This window comes from Shimia sp. SK013 (assembly GCF_001292625.1).
In the GTDB taxonomy this organism is placed as follows: domain Bacteria; phylum Pseudomonadota; class Alphaproteobacteria; order Rhodobacterales; family Rhodobacteraceae; genus Shimia.
In genome coordinates, this window is sequence record NZ_LAJH01000009.1 from 41,045 (window position 1) to 60,882 (window position 19,838).

A 19,838-nucleotide genomic window follows, 5' to 3' on the forward strand; every position below is an offset into this window, starting at 1 on the left:
GGGCTTAAAACGCACCCTCTGTCACCGCTTTGGACTTGACCTCCCCCCAAAATCCCCCGCATCTGGGGGCAGACAAAATTCGCGCAACAGAAGAGGATGCTGCAATGGCTTTTCAACTCCCTGATCTTCCCTATGCCCACGACGCTCTGGCTGACAAAGGCATGTCCGCCGAGACGCTGGAATTCCACCACGATCTGCACCACAACGCCTATGTGACCAACGGCAACGCCGCGATCGCCGGCACCGAGTGGGACGGCAAGACGCTGGAAGAAATCATCGTTGGTACCTATGACGCCAAATCCGTTGCGCAGAACGGTATCTTCAACAACATCTCCCAGCTGTGGAACCACAACCAGTTCTGGGAAATGATGGGCCCGGGCGCAAACGCCATGCCATCTGAGCTGGAAAAAGCTCTGGTTGAATCCTTCGGCTCGGTTGACGATTTCAAAAAGCAGTTCTCCGCCGCAGGCGCAGGTCAGTTCGGCTCCGGCTGGTGCTGGCTCGTGAAAAACGCTGACGGCTCGCTGGCTGTGACCAAGACCGAAAACGGCGTGAACCCGCTGTGCTTCAACCAGACTGCACTGCTTGGCTGTGATGTTTGGGAACACTCCTACTACATCGACTTCCGCAACAAGCGCCCTGTCTACCTGTCCAACTTCCTGGACAACCTGGTGAACTGGGAAAACGTCGCTTCGCGCATGTAAGCTTTTGAAAAAAGGTTAAGAATTGTCCCCGGTCTGTGCTTTGGGCCGGGGATTTTTTATGCGCGTTAAGTACTCTTGAGTTGATCGAAGATTCATGTACTCTCCCCAAGGTTACTTTGGGGGAAATATTTTATGAAGTTATTGAAACTGGCTTTAGTGCCGGCGTTTATTGCGCTGTCCAACTGCGAAGTTGTGGAGCATGAAACATACTCAGTAGGGGGATATGCCGCGCACGTCGCGGATAGATATCAAAAAGCTGTTACTTTTCATCAACACGCCGACCGGTACCGTACCGTCTATTCTTTTGTATCGGCTGTGGCGCTTAGCTCGGCCTATGACAAGGACTCTGCGGTTGAAACCGCCGAAGACGTGCTAAAAGCGCATGAGGCGCTGATCAATCTCGAAAAGGCGCTGGACAATTGTGGTTTTGCCACCGCCACGGACTTGCAGAATTGCACGGGTATCTCCACGAGCAATGTCAATGGCTCCAGCCTGAGCTTTGAGACCTTGTCCATCAAGGTTCAGCGGGAATTGGGCGATGTGGTCGCGCGAACAGGGCGCAACCTTGGCGCCCGTTTGGAGATCAACAAGTTTGATGTGACCTCGGCTTATGCGGTCGGCACTTGGTTGCTTGATTTGAAATCCAACCTTCCCGCCGTGCGCAATTCTCTGGCGGCGTACCGCGATATGTCACATCTTTTTGCCCGCAGTGTCGGGGCGGCTTGTGCCAAGTTGAAGGATCCTGATGAGCCCGCACAGATCACCTCACAGGCGGCAAATGACGATGTTTCGCCTGCGCCATTGCCCGTGCAAAACAAATCCAAAGAACGGGGGGAAAAGTGCAAAGCCTTGCTCGGGGATCTGAAAAAGCTTCATGTGTCCGGGGGCGCGCCAAGCACCACAGCGGCGGCTGACGATGTGAACTCCAAATGGTTGAAACATTTGCTTAATCTCAGCCGTGGGGCCGTCACTGAAAACATCGGCGACCCAACCTTCCGCTATTGGGAGTCCGGAAAGCGTTTGGCTGATATTTATATTAAAGGTCGCTGTGATCAGGTTTTGACTAGCTTTGGAGGCAGTACCAGCGACAAAAAAAAATGCCCTGGTGTCTGACCACGGCTGATAAGTGAAGACAGGCGCGGCGAAGAGAATTCTCTTCGCCGTCTGAACTTAGCCGAACGCCTGCGTCAGGCGCAATTCAAGCTCCGTCACCGTGTCCACCACCTGCACAAAGCCCTTGAGGCTTTCCTCTGCAAAACCTTGCTCAATGACGTGATTCAATAGCCCCACCAGCGGGTCCCAAAACCCGTTTACGTTCAACAATAGGATCGGTTTTTCGTGCAGTCCCAGCTGCCGCCAAGTCACGACCTCAAAAAACTCATCCAGCGACCCTGCGCCGCCCGGCAACACTACAATCGCGTCGCTGTTCATATACATGACCTTTTTGCGCTCGTGCATGTTCTCGGTGATGACGAAGCTGCTCAGATCACGCTTGCCGACCTCCCAGTCCAGCAAATGCGTTGGGATCACCCCAAAAGTCTCCGCCCCTGCCGCCTGCGCTGCGTTGGCCACAGCGCCCATCAACCCGACGTCACCCGCGCCATAAACCAGCCGCCAATCATGCGCCGCCAGCCGCGCGCCTAGCGCATCAGCCGCGTCCAAATAGGCCGGATCGGCCCCCGCACGTGAGCCACAAAAGACACAGACAGAACGCTTGGTCATGATTTTCCTCAATATGTTCAAACTCTTTTGACCAGCATTACCCCTGTTGCTAATGTCGCTCAACCAAGATGAACGCCGAATTCGGGGGATGAGGGCGGATGAGCAAGATCGCGACATTTATAAGCAGCAACGCAGCATTGGTTGGCGGCGGTGTCGCTGCGACCGCGGTCGCTGTGGTTGCACTGGTGGCCTCCGGTGTGCTGACAGGCCCCGAAGAGGCGGCACCGGTTCCGCAAGACGCAACCGTAGCCGCGCCCAAAACCGCTGAAGCTTCGCCCCCGATTGCCGAAGTCGAAGAAGACACCGCTGAGCCTGCGGCAACGCCCGCGCCAGCGATGCAAGAAACGCCTCAAGAAGAGGTGGCCACATCCGAGCCCGAGGAGGAAGCGGCGGAGGTTGACCCTGTGCCGGAAGAGGTTGTTTCTGCGACCCCGCCGGAACCGGCGCCCGAGCAGCCGAGTGTAGAACCGGTGATTTTGCCAGCTTTCGATCTTGTGCGCATTGCGCCAGATGGCGAAGGTCAGATCGCTGGCACCGCGGCGCCAAACGCACAAATTATTTTGCTTCTGGATGGTGTCGAAATTGCCAAGTCCGGAACAGACAACGCCGGAAAATTCTTTACCTTCATATCATTAGGCCCCAACCCTCAACCAAGAGAACTCCTACTGGTTGAGCGGCGCGCCGATGGTGATTTAATGTCGGAAAGCTCCTTCCTTGTAGCCCCGATTGCCGCGCCAGTGGTTGTCGCTGAAGCGCCAAAACCTGAGGCGGAACCAAAGCCAGCCGAGCCTGTTGAGACCGCTGAGGCCGAACCCGTCGACGCCGCGCCAGTCACAACGGCCGCGCCAGTTACCCAAGCTCCCGCCGAAACCGCCTCGGATACAACCGTTGCTACTGCACAGGACGTTGTGCAAACCGCTGAAGAAGAAACCGCAGAGGCGCCGCAATCAGAAACCCCGAAAGCGCCCGCTGTCTTGGTGTCTGATGCCGACGGTGTGCGGGTGGTACAACCTGCAACATCTTCTGATGAGGCTGAAGTCACATCGGCGGTGTCGATTGACGCCATCAGCTATTCTGACAACGGTGCTGTTATTGTCGCCGGTCGCGGTCTCGCCAAAAGCTTTGTGCGGCTTTATTTGAACAACGCGTCAATTGAAACCGCGCCCGTGGATGAGGCTGGACAGTGGCGCGCGGAGCTGCTGGAGATCGACGCCGGTCTTTACACGTTGCGCGCAGACGAGGTGGACGCATCCGGCAAGGTGCTCAGCCGCGTGGAAACACCTTTCAAACGTGAAACACCCAAGCGCGTGGCCGAAGCGCGGCAGTTGGCACAGGCCGCTGATACGCCGCAATCAGAGCCAGCCACGCCGGCGGCCGAGCCCGCAGAACCCGCAGCCGATGCGGCGCAAGTGGCCGCAGCAGAACCGGCACCGGTCGAACAAACCCAACCCGAAGTCGCGGCCGCCGTTGAAGCAGGCGCAGAAACAACCTCCGAGGCCGCCTCGCAACCTGTTGTTGAGTCTCAGCCCGAGGTCACACCAGAGCAGCCGGCTCCGGCGCCAACCACAGCATCGCAACCGGCCGTGACACCCAAAAAGCCTGCGGTTCAGATCATCACAGTCCAACCAGGCTCGTCATTGTGGGCCATTGCGCGCGAACGGTATGGCGAAGGTCCGATGTATGTACGTGTCTTTGAAGCCAACAAAGACAAGATCCGCGATCCCGATCTGATTTACCCCGGACAGGTGTTCACCGTTCCAGAGTGATCTGTGCGTCTGCACGGGTGGTATTCCGATGAGCCGGGCAGTAACGTCGTCCGGCTCATTTATTTTGCAAGGCAGGCAGCATGGCCCAGTGGCACACCGCATCTGACGAAGAACTCGCGCGCAATGAACAGCGCTCTGGCTGGCGCACCGTCCGCAAAGTGGCGCCGTATTTGTGGCCGGAAGACAAGGCTTGGGTGAAATATCGTGTGGTGTTGGCGATGCTGGCGCTGTTGGCGTCCAAGGCAATCGCTGTTTACACTCCGATGCTTTACAAAGGTGCCGTGGATGCGCTTGCCGAAGATGCTGTGTCACCTTTGGCTCTTGGCGCGGTCGGGCTGACGATCGCCTATGGTTTGGCGCGTCTGATGGCCAACGGATTTCAGCAACTGCGCGATGCGGTGTTTGCCAAAGTTGCGCAACACGCCCTGCGACAGCTGGCGTTGGAAACCTTTGAGCACATTCACCGCCTGTCGATGCGCTATCACATCACCCGCAAAACAGGTGGTCTGAGTCGCATCATCGAGCGTGGCGTCAAAGGCGTCGAATTCCTGCTGCGCTTTATGCTTTTCTCCATCGGCCCGCTGATATTGGAACTGCTGTTGATCGGCGTGATCCTCGCGGTGGTGTTTGATATCTGGTATCTGGTGGTCGTCGCGGTGACCATCGGCACCTACGTGGCATTTACCTTCAAGGTCACTGAATGGCGCGTAAAACTGCGCCGCCAAATGAATGATCAGGACACCGATGCCAACCAAAAGGCGATCGACAGCCTGCTGAACTTTGAAACCGTGAAATATTTTGGTGCCGAAAAGCGCGAGGCCGCGCGCTATGACTCCGCAATGGCAGGCTACGAAGAAGCCGCGCTCAAGACGTCTTACTCGCTGGCGTTCCTGAACTTTGGACAGTCTTTCCTGATCACAACAGGGCTTGTTGTGGTGATGGTTATGGCCGCCAACGGTGTTGAGAACGGCGCTCTGACGGTGGGCGATTTCGTTATGGTGAACGCCTACATGATCCAGATCACCATGCCGTTGAACTTTCTCGGCACAGTCTATCGTGAAATCCGTCAAAGCCTTGTGGACATGGGAGAAATGTTCGACCTGCTGGGTCAACCAAGCGAGGTGTCGGATGCGCCGGACGCAAAACCGATCAAGATTTCCAAGGGCCGGATCGAGCTCGACAATGTGGTCTTTGGATACGACAAGGACCGCACCATTCTAAAAGGTGTCAGCCTTGCGGTTGAAGGCGGCAAAACTGTCGCGATTGTGGGCGCATCGGGGTCAGGGAAATCCACCATCGGGCGGCTTTTGTTCCGGTTTTATGATGTGCAGGACGGGGCGTTGCGCATCGACGGTCAAGATGTGCGCGACGTGACGCAGGAAAGCCTGCATGATGCCATCGGCGTGGTGCCACAGGACACGGTGCTGTTTAACGACACCATTCGCTACAATATCGCGTATGGCCTCGATGGGGCGACTGAGGACGACATCATCACCGCCGCCAAGGCCGCACAGATCCATGACTTTATAGCGTCCCTGCCTGAAGGCTATGAAACTGCTGTTGGTGAACGCGGACTGAAACTGTCGGGCGGTGAAAAGCAACGTGTCGGCATTGCGCGCACGTTGTTGAAAAATCCTCCACTGCTGTTGTTGGATGAGGCCACATCGGCGCTTGATACCGAGACCGAGCAGGACATCAAGGAGGCCCTCGCGCATGCAGGGCAGGGGCGCACAGTAATCACCATTGCGCACCGCCTGAGCACGATTGCGGAAGCTGATCGGATTGTGGTGTTGGAAAATGGCGAAGTCGTCGAAGAAGGCACGCACACTGATCTGCTTGACCGACGCGGACGCTATTCCCAACTTTGGCAACGACAACTCAGCGAAGACGCCGTTAGCTGAGACAAAAAAAGGGCCTGATCTTCTGTGAAGATCAGGCCCTTTTTCTATCTGTGATCTGGCAGCCTTCAGCATAGACTCCTCAGCTCACTTGACTTTCTTACTCCGCTGCCAGCCCGTCAGCCCCTTTGTGTGGCGCATCAACATCACCTTCCGCTGCCTCCCGCGGTGCTTCCACCTCCGGTGCGAGTTCCATCACAGGCACTGCCTGCGCGGCTTCGGCTGCGGCAATATCTTCGGCAGTTGGTTCAGGCTTGGCAGGCGCATCTTCTTTCGCCGCTTCGACCGGAGTGTCGTCGTCCCAAAGCAACACTGGCTGCTTCACCTTGCGCGCGGCACGTCGCAACGCCCAATCCTGACCGGCTTTGCTGGCACTGCCAAGAGACAGACGCTTGAGCAGCATCATCATCCACTGGAAATATGTGCCCGCCCAAACGCGGATCGCCAACATTGACGGCGTGAACACCAGCGTCAGCACGGTGGCGATGCCAAGTCCAAACACCACAGCTGTCGCCAGCTGCTTCCACCACAGTGACGTCGGGCTGTCGATCGCATAGCCGCCATTGATGAAATCAAGGCTCAGCCCGTACATCATCGGCGCCAGACCGGCCATCGTGGTGATAGTGGTCAGCAACACCGGGCGGATACGGCTTTGCGCAGTGCGCACGATCGCCTCAATGCGCGGCATATATCGAGAATATTCCTGATAGGTATCGATCAGAACAATGTTGTTGTTCACCACAATCCCCGCCAAGGCCACGATCCCCGTGCCAGTCATGATGATCGAAAACGCCTGATCCATGACCAACATGCCGATCAGAACACCCGTGGTCGACAAAACCACCGCCAGCAACACAAGGAACGCGTTGTAGAAGCTGTTGAACTGCGCCAGCAGGATGATGAACATCAAAAACAGAGCGCCCATAAAGGCAGAGCTCAAGAACGCCTGACTTTCGGCTTCGTCTTCCTGATCACCGGTCCATTCCCAATCCACACCGACCGGCAGCGGCTTGGTTTCCAGCCATTGCGTCAACGTGGTGATGCGTTCATTGGGGGTCATGACCTCGGCGACAAACCCCTTGTCAGCCCAAACTTGCTTAAGCGCGTCATCGCTGTTCCAGACCGCAGAGTCGATCACTTCGCGCTCGTTGGTCTCTGGATTGTGCAAAATGGTCAATCCGCTGCTCACACCTGCTTTGACGTCGAAATAGCGGGTCTGATCGACGCGGTTGATCTCAGCCAGTTTGGCCACCGGCTTGCGCGTGACAAAATTGGACAGCGGCACCAGCCCTTCGGCGGTGCGTACCTTGAGCGTGTCCAATGTGCTCAGGAAACGGTCCTCTTCCGGCAAACGTACACGGATCTCGATCTCTTCATCCGAACTGTCCACGCGCATGGTGTCCAGCAAGATACCGCGGGTCACCAGCTGTACCATACCGCCGACAGTGGCAACGTTGGCGCCATACCGACCTGCCTTGGCCACATCCACAGAAATCTCCCAGTCGATGCCGGGCAGGGGGCGCGTGTCTTCTATGTTGATCAGTCCAGCGGTCTGATCCATCTCCGCCCGTACCAGAGTGGCGGCGGCGATCAAATCTTCCCAGTTGTCGCCCTTCACACGCAAATGCACAGGCTTGGCAGAGGCCGGACCGCGCGACGCTTCGAGAATTTCGATCTTCACACCGGGGATTTTTTCCAGCTCGGCGGTCAGCTCGTTCAAGATGCGATGTCCGCCAAACCGCTCGTCTTTGACTTCGCGGTTGATGGCATAGTTGATGCCCGGAATGGTGATCCAAGGCTCAGAGCGTATCGGGCGATCTTCCCACGGAATTGTCTCGATCTGGATCTGACCAATCATGTCCTTGGGCGCCTGTGCGCCGCCCGTGTTGGTGTTCAACCCGCCCTCGCCAGCAAAGGCAAAAGAGGACTGAATGCCGGGGTGGGCAAGCACAACGCTTTCGGCCTGTTTGACCAAAGCGTCTTTCTGCTCCAACGACAGGTTGCCGCGTGCCAGCACATAAACAATCGCCTGTTCGGGTTCGGATTCAACAAAGAATTCAACGCCTTTGTTGTTTTGGCCAAAGTACCCGAAAACAGACAACACAACAGCAATCACAGCGACGACGGACACCAGCGGCATGATCGGATTGCCGGCAATCAGCTTGATGAACCAGCCAAACGGCGACAAGCGGAAGCCTGCTTTGATATTTTTGCGCTTCCGCTCGATCCGGGCGGCGGTGAGGACAATGGATGCGATCATTGCTGCAACCATGAATGGCCCACCAATCAGGAGTGCTTGAACCGGTAGCCCGATTATCCCGAATTGACCGACGGCTTCGATTGCCGACCCCAGTCCCAAGATATAGTCGGGATTAAGAGCCTGCATTGCACCTAGGAATAACACCCATAGTGCCACAGGCACCAATGCAAAACGGACTGTCCAGTGGAGGCGGGCCCGCAGAGCGTCAGAGGCGTTTCCAAACACGCGGCTTAGACGGCCGGAAACACCGCCCATAACCGGCAAGTAAACCAAGGCCACCACCAGTGAGGCTGACAGAACAAAGATCAGCGTAACGGGCAGCATGCCCATGAACTGACCCGGCACACCGGGCCAGAACAGCATTGGCAAGAACGCACAAAGCGTTGTCGCGGTTGAGCTGACAATCGGCCAGAACATCCGCTTCGCAGCTTCGACATAGGCGTGCATCGGGCCGACACCGGCTTTGATCCGTTTGTCGGCGTATTCCACAACAACAATGGCGCCGTCCACCAGCATCCCCACAGCCAGAATGAGGCCGAACATCACGATGTTGGAGATGGTGATTTCCATCGCTGCCAGCAGCGCGAAACACAAAAGGAAAGAGGTCGGGATGGCAAAACCAACCAACAGCGCGGCGCGGGTGCCAAGGGCTGTCAGAACCACAATCATCACCAGCGCAATCGCCGTAAGAACCGAGCCTTCAAGCTGGCTCACCATCGAGCCGACAACGCGGCTTTGGTCGTTGGAGGTGCCAACATGCACAGCGGACTGCAATTCCGACGGCCAGTCGGAGCTGGCATTTTCCACAAGGTCACGCACTTCGGCAGCGGTGTCGATCAGGTTAAAGCCTTTGCGCTTCACCACTTGCAACGCCACAGTGGACTCGCCGTTAAACCGTGCGGTACCAGCGCGGTCTTCAAACGTCAGATTGATTTCCGCCAAATCGCCCAGCGTGACGACGCGATCGCCGTTTGTCTTGACCGGCAAGCCATAGACATCCCGCGGCTCGCTAAAGGAGGACGGGATTTTGACCGCGAACGTCCCTTGCGCACTGTCTATTTCACCGGCGGCAATCAACTGGTTGTTCTGCACAACCACGTCGATCAGCTCTTGGGCGGAGACGTTGTAACTTTCCAGACGCAGCGGGTCGATCACCACCTCCAGCATCTCGTCGCGCTGTCCGGCAATACCGGCCTCAAGCACCGCATCAAGCCCTTCGATCTTGTCTTGCAAGTCTTTGGCAATGCGGAACATTGTGCGTTCCGGCACACGTCCGGTAAGGTTCACGATTACAATCGGGAACTCGGAGAAGTTAATCTCGTTAATCGTATATTTTTCAAACCCTTCGGGGAACTTCCCCTCGGCGGTGTTCATGGCCTCGCGCACGTCGGCCATGGTTTTGGATTTGTCCCAGCCGAATTCAAACTCAAGGAAAATACCGGCGTAGTTTTCCGATGCGGTGGCCGACATTTTGTCGAGCCCGTCCAGATCGGACAGCTCGGTCTCCATCGGCTTGACCAGCATCGCCTCGCTGTCGGCTGCGGAAATGCCGGGGAAGGGGACAGAGACAAACAATCCGGGGATCTGAATGTCCGGCTCACCCTCTTTGGGAAGGCCCCAATACGCATAGCCGCCCACAACAAGGGACAGCGCGATAAACGCGAGAACCATTCGGGCCCGTTCGGCGGCCCAATCGACGATACCAACCATCAGGCGGGCTCCTCATAGAACGGCGCGACTGCGACGCCTTTTTCGACATATTCCTGACCGATGATGATGATGTTGGCTTCCTCGGGCGGTCCTTCGACCCAGATGCCCTCCGGCACATCGCGCAGCAATTCGACCGCAACAAAGTCAACAATGTCGCCCTCGCCCACCAGCCGCACGCCTAGCGTGCCTTCATCGTTCAACGTCAGCGCCGATTGCGGGATCAGGTGCGCCTCGGCACCGTCGGATGCGATGTAAATTTCTGCCGTTTGCCCGTCACGAATGCGCAGGTCATCGTTTGGAACTGCGACTTCGACCCGGAATGTCCGGGTCAACGGATCTGCGGAGCGTGACACAAAGGTCACCTGACCAGTCACTTGCTCGCCCGTGGTCAACATTGCGCCGGCCAATGCGCCGACATTCACACGGTTAACGTCGGTTTCCGGAACAAAGCCGACGATGCGGATCGGGTTGAGCTGAATAACAGTTGCACACAGGTTGCCTGATTGGACGAGACTGCCCAATTCCGCAGTGTCGCTTTCCAAAAGTCCTGCGAATGGCGCTTTGATGTCCAGGCGTTCAATATCGCGTTCTGCTGCGGCCATTATAGCTTCGGCGGATTCGATGCCAGCTTGCGTGGATTCCAAACCGGATCGGGCAGACTGCACACCGGCTTCGGCCGCACGCACAGCCGCCGCCGCCGACGCCACGCGGGTCGAGGAGGCAAAACCGCCCTCCATCAACTTACGTGCCGCATTGTCATTGATCATCGCTTCTTCAAGACGGGCCTCGGCTTCGGCCACGGCCGCCTGCGTTGACGGCCCACGCGCCACGGCTTCCGCCAGTCGCGCCCGCGCCTCTGCAAGGATGGCAGTACGCGTGCCGGGCTCAAGGCGGCAAAGCTCTTGGCCGCGCTCCACATGTGAGCCCCGGCGCAGCGGTTCTGAAATCACCAGCCCGCCAGTCTCGGCGCGCACTTCGACCGATCGGTTAGCCTCAGTCTCGCCGCGCAGAACGACGGCGCTGTCAATTGTTTTGGTGGCAGACCGAATGGCCACGACCCGAACTCTTTGTTCTGTGACCTCGTCCACCGGTGTTTCCGCCACATCGGCGGAGACTGTAGCCCCGTCTGTGGGGGCGGTTTTGCCGCCAGAGGCGAAACTGCGTAGAGTGTCGCGCTCCACGACCAAAACAAAAAGGAAAACGGTCACAAGGATCGCTGTGATAGCCGGAATCAGGCGCATGTGATATTCCCTGTTAGTTCGCGCAAAATCTTTCACCGACATATTGGGTACAACATCGGCGGAAACAAGCTCATCCGTGAAGAATCTGAACCGATGAGTTCAGATTCTTTCGATTTTTGTCCGAGGGCAAGCGAAGTTGTTGCCGATTTGCCGCGCCCCTTGGCAGCTCGAAGACAAACGGATAAGAGGGTGCAAACTCAACAATAATGCGGCGGGAGAGCGGCGTGAGCGACACAGACAGTTTCATCGAAGAAGTGACCGAAGAGGTCAAGCGCGACAAACTTTTTGCGATGATCCGGCGCTATGGCTGGGTGGCGGTGCTTTTGGTGCTGTTGATTGTTGGCGGAGCCGCCTACAACGAGGTGCGCAAATCCCAACAGCAAACGGCAGCACAGGCCAGCGGCGATGCGATTCTGGCGGCCCTTCAAAGCAGCGATAACAACGCCGCGGCCTCTCTTGCGGAGGTCACAACAGACTCCGCGCAGGCCCAAGTGGTTGCGGATTTGCTGCTTGGCGCCGAGCAAATCAATGCCGACGACACAGCCAGCGCCGCCGAGACTTTTGACGCGATTGCGTTGTCGGGCGGAGACACGCCAGAAATCTATCGTGATATCGCAGCCTTTAAATCCATTCTGGCCCGCGCGGAAGACCTGCCAATGGCCGAGCGTCGCTCGGCCCTTGAAACATTGGCAAATCCCGGCGCGCCTTTGGCGCTTTTGGCACAAGAACAACTGGCGCTGGCGGACATCGAAGACGGCGACCAGGCGGGCGCGATTGCGCGTTTGAACGGCATCGTTGAAGACGCATCTGTAACCGCAGGCTTGCGTCGTCGCGCTTCTCAGTTGATTGTGGCGTTGGGGGGAACACCCGCGGACGTCTCAGGCGCCGGATTTGATCAATAAAAATTACCTGGTGGGGGCCCGGAGCAGTGAATAGCAAGACTTGGATTATGGCGGCTGTGAGCGTGGCGCTTGTGGCCTCCTGCACGAAAAAAGAAGTGGTGCTCCCGGGTGAACGTGAAGATTTACGAACCCTCGCGGCACCGATCGAAAACGCAGCACCCGCCATTAGCCTCGCAAGTCAGACGAAAAATACCAGCTGGACCCACCGCATTGGCACCCAGAAATATCGGGTCAACAATGCCGCATTGTCGGCCGCGCCAACGCTGGCTTGGTCTGCTCCGGTTGGCAAAGGTAACAGCCGCAAAAACCGGATCACTGCAGATCCTGTGGTTGCCGAAGGCCGCATCTTCACGATGGATTCCGAGGCCACGTTGACCGCGACTTCGACTGGCGGCGCCATGCTTTGGGCGCGGGATCTGACACCTGCACGTGACAAGGCGGACAACGCTTCGACAGGGGGATTGGCGTACGGAGAGGGGCTTTTGTATGCCACCACCGGCTTTGGCTCGGTGCGCGCGTTTGATCCAAAAACCGGCGCCGATGTGTGGGAGCAGAAATTGCTGGCTGTCGGAAGCGGCACACCCACAGTTTTTGGCGGCATAGTTTATGTGGTGTCCGGCGATGCGACCGGCTGGGCGATTGATGCCAAAACCGGTAAAGTGATCTGGCAAGCGGTTTCGCTGCCCGACGTGCAGAACGTTCAAAGCCCCGCGGCCCCGGCCGTGAGCGACCGCTTTGTGTTCTTCCCATTTGGGTCTGGTGAATTGCAGACCGCTTTCCGCCGGGGCGGCGTCAGCCGCTGGAACGCTGGCCTGTCTGACACGCGTCCCGGACGTGCGTCCAACAGGGTGGGTGACATCTCCGGCGATCCTGTTGTCGTAGGATCCCGTCTTTATGTGGCCAACCACTCCGGCCGTATGGTCGCACTGGACACTGAAACCGGCGAACGTATCTGGACAGCCGACGAAGGGTCGCTGAGCCCGGTGTTCCCCGCTGGCAATTCGCTGTTCTTTGTCTCCGACCGCAACCGCCTGATCCGGATGGATGCGCGCGACGGCACCCCGATCTGGAACGTCGAACTGCCGTATTTCATCAAAGACAAGCCGCGGCGTCAGGCCGAGCTTCATGCCCACTTTGGCCCGATCATGGCAGGCAACCGACTGATTGTTCCGTCCTCAGACGAAGTTTTGCGCCTGTTTGATCCCAAGTCCGGTGAGCAAGTTTACAGCGCCGAAATCCCCGGCGGGGCGGCGACAAATCCGGTTGTGGCCAATGGTGTGCTCTACATCGTCAGCCGCAAGGGGCAATTGCACGCTTTCCGTTGACGCAATAATACTATATCGGAGCGACTTCAGACGTTCCGGAGACCTGTTATGAGTTTCAGCCTCGCCATCGTGGGCCGCCCCAATGTGGGCAAGTCCACGCTGTTCAACCGCCTTGTTGGCAAAAAGCTGGCGTTGGTCGATGACCAACCCGGTGTGACGCGCGATTTGCGCGAAGGCGAAGGGCGTCTTGCCGACCTTCGGTTTACGGTGATCGACACCGCAGGCCTTGAAGATGCCACCGACAACAGTCTGGAAGGCCGCATGCGCCGCCTGACCGAGCGCGCAGTGGATATGGCGGACGTGTGCCTGTTCATGATCGACGCCCGTGCAGGAGTGACGCCGACTGACATGATTTTCGCGGAAATCCTGCGCAAACGCTCGGCCCATGTGATCCTTGCCGCCAACAAAGGCGAAGGCTCGGCTGCAGATGCGGGCGTGATCGAAGCTTACTCGCTTGGCCTGGGGGAACCGATTCGCCTGTCTGCGGAGCACGGCGAAGGGCTGAACGATCTTTATACGCACTTGATGCCTATTGCAGATGACTTCGCAAAACGTGCCGAAGACGCTGACGACGAGATCGAGATTGACGTCGATCTGGACGAAGACGCGGAATACGACGAAGACGCGGCGTTGCCGTCTGAGCTGATCACAGAGCGACGCCCGTTGCAGATCGCCGTTGTTGGCCGCCCGAACGCGGGCAAATCCACTCTGATCAACAAGATCGTTGGCGAGGACCGCCTTCTGACGGGACCCGAGGCCGGCATCACCCGCGATGCCATTTCGCTGCGCACCGAATGGTCGGGCACGCCGATGCGGATCTTTGACACCGCCGGCATGCGCAAAAAGGCCAAAGTGCAGGACAAGCTGGAAAAGCTGTCCGTGTCCGATGGTTTGCGTGCTGTGAAATTTGCCGAAGTGGTTGTTGTTCTGCTCGACGCAGCGATTCCCTTTGAACAACAAGACCTGCGCATCGCCGACCTTGCCGAGCGCGAGGGCCGCGCTGTGGTTTTGGCGGTGAACAAATGGGACGTTGAGGACGAAAAGCAGGAGAAACTGCGCGACCTCAAAGAATCCTTCACACGCTTGCTGCCGCAACTTCGTGGCGCACCGTTGATCACCGTATCGGCCAAAACCGGTCGTGGTTTGGAACGTCTGCATGACGCTATTCTGCGCGCCTATGATGTGTGGAACCGCCGCGTGTCGACGGCGCACCTCAACCGCTGGCTTTCGGGCATGCTTGAGCAACACCCGCCGCCCGCACCGCAGGGCAAGCGAATCAAGCTGCGCTATATGACACAGGCCAAAACCCGCCCGCCGGGATTTGTGGTGATGTGTTCCCATCCAGACAAAATGCCGGAAAGCTATTCGCGTTATCTGGTCAACGGGTTGCGCGAAGATTTCGACATGCCGGGCGCGCCAATTCGCCTGACAATGCGCGGGCAGGGGGACAAGAACCCCTTTAAAGGCAGAAAAAAATCGACACCCTCGCGCTTGCGCAAACACATTCACGGCCGAGATTCCCGCTAACTTGCGGGGATTGCACGCAATTCAGGTCGGGTAGTCCTCCATTTGGCAAGCGCAATTTTCGCGCTATAGTCACAGCGACGTGATCCAGTCGCGTTGTCGATACGTATTTTTCCTAAGTCTCTCGTCAAAGACGGCGGGGCCAATATAATTTTTAATACAGAGCGAGGGTCACGGTGGAAATTCGTGCGCGTCTGAAAGACTATACTGTGCAGGACGACCGCCTCGGCGCCGTCAGCTTTTTTGGCACTTTTGCCGTCTATTTCCTGACACTTTATCTGGCCATCGCCAACCAGGGCACGTGGTGGATTTTGATCCCGATGATGGGGCTGAATGGTCTATCTGCTGTGCGGCTTTACGTGTTGCAACATGACACTGGCCACGCGTCCCTATTTGTATCCCGCAAGCACAACGACTGGGCCGGAGAAGCGCTGTCGATTGTGACTTTCGCGCCTTATGCCGCGATGCGCCACAATCACAACATGCACCACAATCACCTTGGCAATCTGGACCACCGCGACACCGGCGAGATCCACACGATGACAGTGCGTGAATGGAACGAGGCCGGCTTTTGGGCCCGTCTGCAATACCGGCTCTATCGCAATCCGTTTGTGTTGATCCCGCTGGGCAGTTTGTTCACTTATTTCATCCGCTACCGCTGGCCCAAAAACGCCGACACCATGTGGCGCTCGGTGCTGCTGCACAATGCGGTGATCTTTGCCTACATGGGCGCGCTCTTTGCGCTTGCAGGCTGGAACGGCGTGTTAATCTGGTTCCTTGCCAGCCTATTTGGCGGCATGGTTGGTGTGTTCATGGTCTATCTTCAGCATAATTTTGAGGACACCTATTGGGACCGTCGTCCTGATCTGGATCCGCGTATCGCCGCGCTTCAAGGCTCGTCCGCGCTTGATCTGGGGTGGTGGATGGATCTGGCCAGCGCCAATATCGCCTATCACGACATCCACCATTTCAACGCCCGCATCCCGCATTACAATTTGCGCAAGTGCCATCAGATGATCCGTGCGGAATATGATCTGCCGACCATCGAATGGCCCGAAGCGATCCGCTCATTTTCGCTCAAACTCTGGGACGAAAAACAGGGGCGCCTCGTGCCGTTCCCGAAGGCAGCACCAAACGGGGTGGTCCCGGCGGAGTAAGGCAGGGGCGGGGGCCGAATTTATTCGGGGCTGTCCATCACTCTCACCACCAGAGCCGCGGGAACAACTGAATCCGTGCGTCGCACAGGCTGGCCTTGCCCGTCTTTGTCCCGGTAAATCAGGCCGCTGTGCTCAAACGATGTCAGGGCGACCACCCAGTATTCGCAGGCTTTGCTCAGTGTGATCCCAGAGCTGCTGCAGTCAGCGTTGTCACGATAGAAATCGCGGTCAGAAATCAGTTCCCACACAGTGTCCAGAGACGCGCGCGACAGGGTGGTGAAGATGGTTATGTCGCCCCTGAGATCCCAGGAAAAATAGGTCCGATACGCTTTGCGTCCGCCCCTGAAAACATCCGTGTCTGCAGATCTCCGCGTCCCGGCAAGGCTTGGTTCACGACCCCGGGTGACCTCCTGGCGCCGGGGAAACGCCACTTTGGGACCAACTTGCACAGCGTCCTGACAACTGTCGAAATACCCTTGCAACCGTCCCGGCGACAGATCTTCCAAAAGATCAAGGCTCTCCTGACCGTCTAAATACTGATAGAGACCCGATTGGCGCGTCTCCACGTCAAACAAATAAGGGGCCACGCCAGTTTGAAACACGGTTTCGTCCGGCTTATTGGATGCGCGGAAAGTCTCTGCATTCAGGCAGAAAACCGAAGTCAGGTTGGGGGCGTTCATCAGCGGATTTCTCACGCTGTCAGCCTTCTTGAAGAACCCGGCAATCTGAGGGCTGCCGCTTTCCTCGACATATCCAATTGGCACAACAGCCTTCACATCGCGGTCAGACTCAACTTCGAACCAGACCTCGTCCAGAGAATAGCCAAAAGTGGAAATCAAACCCGAGGAGACGCCCGACACTGACTTGCCACCTGCTTTTGACAAGTTCAGCCTCTCAAGAAACGATTTTGTATCAATAAGTTGAAGCTGAGCATGGCCAGTTCTGATGCGAATACCAGACCACGAGAGCTCTTCGCCCTCCGAAGAGATAAACAACTGCTGCTTTGCGATGTCCACGCCTTTGTACAGGCCAGTCCAGAAGGTTTCCGCCTTTGCTGCGCTCCCCAGGAAAATCGCCAACAGAACCGCGCATCGCGTCAGTTTAGTCTTCATTCTCGCAAACCTTATCTGCCTCAAAAGATTTCTCCAGCACAGCAGTAACTTTAAGCTCAAACTGCATTTTTTGGCTGACACCTGTTTGTCCTCCGCAAGGATTTTCGCCACCGCCACCAGAAAAGCAAAGTTTGATTGGCACATAGCCCCACGCCTCGTCCTTGCGCGCAAGAAAGTCACAAGCGTCTGTGGTGAAATCGAAATACTGTTTCATTTCGTTGTAGCTCGTCGGGTCAAATGTCTTGGTCTTTCCCCCGGCAACCTTGAGCCCGTAAGTCACCTGATGCTCTCGAAAATCGTAGTTGGCATCCAGATAGTTGTTTCGCGTCTGAGGCTGCAGAAAAACATGGAGGCGATAACCGGCGCGATACATAATTTTATGCTCGGTCTTCTCAATATAATAAGCTGCCTTGTTCTCGTCGACGTCGACCCTGTGAAGCTTTGTCAATTGGGACTGTTCAGGTGGTAACAGCAGGCGTTTGATCTGCTCGATCGGGTCGTTTTTTGGGTTTGGGCTGTTGCTGTCGATGGGAAAGTATTCCCCCGGCGTGATATCTGTATTCACCCTGAAAAAGCTGAATTCGGTTTGCCCATCCGGTTTGAGCACAACATCGGATAACTGCGTCAGGTGTTCGCCCTGCTGCTCATCCGTGCCCAGCAGGTTTGCCACTGATTTCCCGATACCAGCAAGGCCGAGGTTGGTTGCACCCATCAATTGTGCCTGTCCCTCATCCGTTTTGCTCAGCGAGGAAACGTCGTCAGATATTCCTGAAACGTTGCCGCTAAGGGCCTGATGCTCCAAACTTAACTGGCTAATCCAGACCATGCCAATGGCGGCAACCACAGCGCCAATTGCTCCGGCGCCCACAAGCGCTGGGAATACGACGCGCCTTAGACCGGAGGTGCTGACGGTTCCCAGCCCCGCCAGACGCTCTTCGACAATTTTCTCGACCTCTTGCCGGGTGAAGGACGCGTTGTGAAACTGGTTGATACAGAACTCGAATTTGTCGCCGTCCTCCCAAACGCGTTTCACTGGAAGGGGGTATTTGGCGGTTCTCCTGATGGAATGCTCTGTCTCGCGATGAAGGTCCGCCATAGACAAAGTGTTCCGACCGTTATCAATTCCTTCTGTTATCGCCTTCTTGAAGTGCTCAAAAAATACGGAATTGCGCGACCCTGGCTCTGCTATCGCCTTTTTGTCTCTGGGCACTGCGCCAATGGCAAATGTGCCATCGACGTCGAGGTGGGATTCAAACCCGTCGACAACGTCCAGCGCGCCCTCCATGGCTTGTCCGGCATAACAGCAATCCAGCAGGAATATGCGTTTGGACGCGGGCGAATTGGCGATGGCATTTTTGACGCCGGAGATTGGAACTCCGTTAATCTCTTTGTCCTCAGACGTTGTGCCGGTTGTGCAGAAATACAGCGGCTCCAGGGCGTCGCCGTAAACCCCGTGTCCGCAGTAATAGACCAACAGGGTATCCTGCGCTTCGCTCGCAACGTCTTTAAGCTTCTTGAGAAACTCTTCGCTGTTGTCCGCGTTTGCGACAATTTCGATGTCGTCTGGATCCAGACCCACAATTGAGGAATTGGTAAGGATCTCCTTGAAGTCGGTCAGATTGGTCAGAACCTGTGGGATTTCCGGCAAATTTTTCGGGTCGTTCTCCGAGAACGATGTACCAATCAAGATCGCTTTACTGCCGGTCTGAAATGAGAGCATTATCCGCTCGCTAAGCCCAATGTGGTGGTGACGCGGTCCAACTCTTCCGTGGTGAGATTGGTGGCGTCAATTGAGATTTCTTTGTCGCCCTGTGCCACATTGATAACGATTTTCTTGTTTTTCGCCTCGAGCCAGGAAAACACCTGTTTCACAAGCTCGACCGTGGCTTCCGCGCCGAGGATGGCGCCAATGACCGCCAGAACGGTTGGACCCAATTCGCCCTCTTCCGGCGGGACCTCTTTGAGGGCCAAGTCATCCACGTTTTTGAGCCTGGAGGCCTTGAGCCAGCTCAGAAGGTCTTGAGCATCAGCAACGTCCTGTTCAGCGGTGGAATTTCCTTCGATGCCAACTTCCAATTGCATGGTCAATCTCTCATCCGTAATGGCAGTTTTGGTATGAATTTTGGTAATATGGCTGCAAATATTGCTCAAAACGGTGTGAAAATCAACCCTAGCGGAAATCCAGCAACTCCGTTTTCCCGCCACTCTACGGCTGGCCTGTTGGGGCTTTTCAAAAGCTCGCCACAGAGCGACACGAGGGAACAAGATATCAAGACCAGCGGTTGCGCGCCTGACCTGAGCCTCGACATTCCCAAAGAAAAAGCGGGGCATGCATCCTGGGAGTAACGCTGCGGGGCTCGACTGCGCGGCTCTTGTTTGATGGATGGGGGTGGCGCCGGCCAACATCGCTTATCCCGACATCCGCCATTTCAACGCCCGCATCCCGCATTACAATTTGCGTAAATGCCATCAGATGATCCGCGCAGACTATGATCTGCCGACCGTTGAATGGCCCAA

At 56.7% G+C, this 19,838-nt stretch carries 15 protein-coding genes; 9 read left to right on the forward strand and 6 right to left on the reverse strand.

The features are described 5' to 3' along the window. Positions 1-104 precede the first annotated feature (104 nt). Together SHIM_RS02725 and SHIM_RS02730 are read left to right on the forward strand one after the other, a co-directional pair. Entirely contained in the window at positions 105-704 is a 600-nt protein-coding gene (locus tag SHIM_RS02725) for a superoxide dismutase (protein ID WP_054001098.1), read from the forward strand. Between the two features lie 132 nt (positions 705-836). After that, entirely contained in the window at positions 837-1,817 is a 981-nt protein-coding gene (locus SHIM_RS02730) for a hypothetical protein (protein ID WP_054001099.1), read from the forward strand. A 57-nt stretch (positions 1,818-1,874) separates the two neighbouring features. On the opposite strand, the gene SHIM_RS02735 is transcribed toward SHIM_RS02730, so the two are convergent. Next, a complete protein-coding gene (locus tag SHIM_RS02735; RefSeq protein WP_054001100.1) occupies positions 1,875-2,426 on the reverse strand; it encodes an LOG family protein in 552 nt (183 codons plus the stop codon). A 98-nt stretch (positions 2,427-2,524) separates the two neighbouring features. On the opposite strand from SHIM_RS02735, the gene SHIM_RS20495 reads away from it, so the two are divergent. Beyond that, positions 2,525-4,192 (forward strand): LysM peptidoglycan-binding domain-containing protein, encoded by a 1,668-nt coding sequence (locus SHIM_RS20495; protein WP_054001101.1) that lies wholly within the window; start codon positions 2,525-2,527, stop codon positions 4,190-4,192. Positions 4,193-4,272: 80 nt separating this feature from the next. After that, positions 4,273-6,093: an ABCB family ABC transporter ATP-binding protein/permease gene (locus tag SHIM_RS02745; RefSeq protein WP_054001102.1), complete on the forward strand. Its 1,821-nt coding sequence runs from the start codon at positions 4,273-4,275 to the stop codon at positions 6,091-6,093. Positions 6,094-6,190: 97 nt separating this feature from the next. Here SHIM_RS02745 and SHIM_RS02750 read toward each other — a convergent pair whose 3' ends face one another. Next, positions 6,191-10,060 carry an efflux RND transporter permease subunit gene (locus SHIM_RS02750; RefSeq protein ID WP_082358259.1) on the reverse strand — a complete coding sequence of 1,290 codons (3,870 nt, stop codon included), beginning with the start codon at positions 10,058-10,060 and terminating at the stop codon, positions 6,191-6,193. Beyond that, positions 10,060-11,301 carry an efflux RND transporter periplasmic adaptor subunit gene (locus SHIM_RS02755; RefSeq protein WP_054001103.1) on the reverse strand — a complete coding sequence of 414 codons (1,242 nt, stop codon included), beginning with the start codon at positions 11,299-11,301 and terminating at the stop codon, positions 10,060-10,062. The genes SHIM_RS02750 and SHIM_RS02755 overlap by 1 nt, the downstream gene beginning before the upstream one ends. A 224-nt stretch (positions 11,302-11,525) precedes the next feature. Here SHIM_RS02755 and SHIM_RS02760 point away from each other — a divergent pair, with 224 nt between their 5' ends. From SHIM_RS02760 to SHIM_RS02775, 4 genes are all read left to right on the forward strand, one after another. Further along, positions 11,526-12,203, forward strand: coding sequence for a hypothetical protein (locus SHIM_RS02760; RefSeq protein ID WP_054001104.1), 678 nt, complete (start codon positions 11,526-11,528; stop codon positions 12,201-12,203). 26 nt (positions 12,204-12,229) lie between these two features. Continuing rightward, complete coding sequence (locus SHIM_RS02765; protein WP_241488773.1) at positions 12,230-13,528, forward strand: PQQ-binding-like beta-propeller repeat protein; 1,299 nt, start codon at positions 12,230-12,232, stop codon at positions 13,526-13,528. 48 nt (positions 13,529-13,576) lie between these two features. After that, the gene (gene der / locus SHIM_RS02770) at positions 13,577-15,055 is read left to right on the forward strand and encodes a ribosome biogenesis GTPase Der (protein WP_054001106.1); all 1,479 of its coding nucleotides are present in this window, start codon (positions 13,577-13,579) and stop codon (positions 15,053-15,055) included. Between the two features lie 173 nt (positions 15,056-15,228). Next, a complete protein-coding gene (locus tag SHIM_RS02775) occupies positions 15,229-16,209 on the forward strand; it encodes a fatty acid desaturase (protein WP_054001107.1) in 981 nt (326 codons plus the stop codon). Positions 16,210-16,229: 20 nt separating this feature from the next. Here the strand turns inward: SHIM_RS02775 and SHIM_RS02780 are convergent, their stop codons facing one another. Genes SHIM_RS02780 through SHIM_RS02790 form a run of 3 tightly spaced genes read right to left on the reverse strand, consistent with a single transcriptional unit; the run spans position 16,230 to position 19,403 of the window. Further along, complete coding sequence (locus SHIM_RS02780) at positions 16,230-17,321, reverse strand: hypothetical protein (RefSeq protein ID WP_054001108.1); 1,092 nt, start codon at positions 17,319-17,321, stop codon at positions 16,230-16,232. Continuing rightward, positions 17,311-19,041 carry a caspase family protein gene (locus SHIM_RS02785; protein ID WP_054001109.1) on the reverse strand — a complete coding sequence of 577 codons (1,731 nt, stop codon included), beginning with the start codon at positions 19,039-19,041 and terminating at the stop codon, positions 17,311-17,313. Before SHIM_RS02785 ends, SHIM_RS02780 begins: the two co-directional genes overlap by 11 nt. Then, entirely contained in the window at positions 19,041-19,403 is a 363-nt protein-coding gene (locus SHIM_RS02790) for an effector-associated constant component EACC1 (protein WP_054001110.1), read from the reverse strand. The genes SHIM_RS02785 and SHIM_RS02790 overlap by 1 nt, the downstream gene beginning before the upstream one ends. Here SHIM_RS02790 and SHIM_RS02795 point away from each other — a divergent pair. Further along, positions 19,341-19,667, forward strand: a complete 327-nt coding sequence (locus tag SHIM_RS02795; protein WP_152926425.1) for a hypothetical protein — start codon at positions 19,341-19,343, stop codon at positions 19,665-19,667. The genes SHIM_RS02790 and SHIM_RS02795 overlap by 63 nt on opposite strands. Positions 19,668-19,838 lie beyond the last annotated feature (171 nt).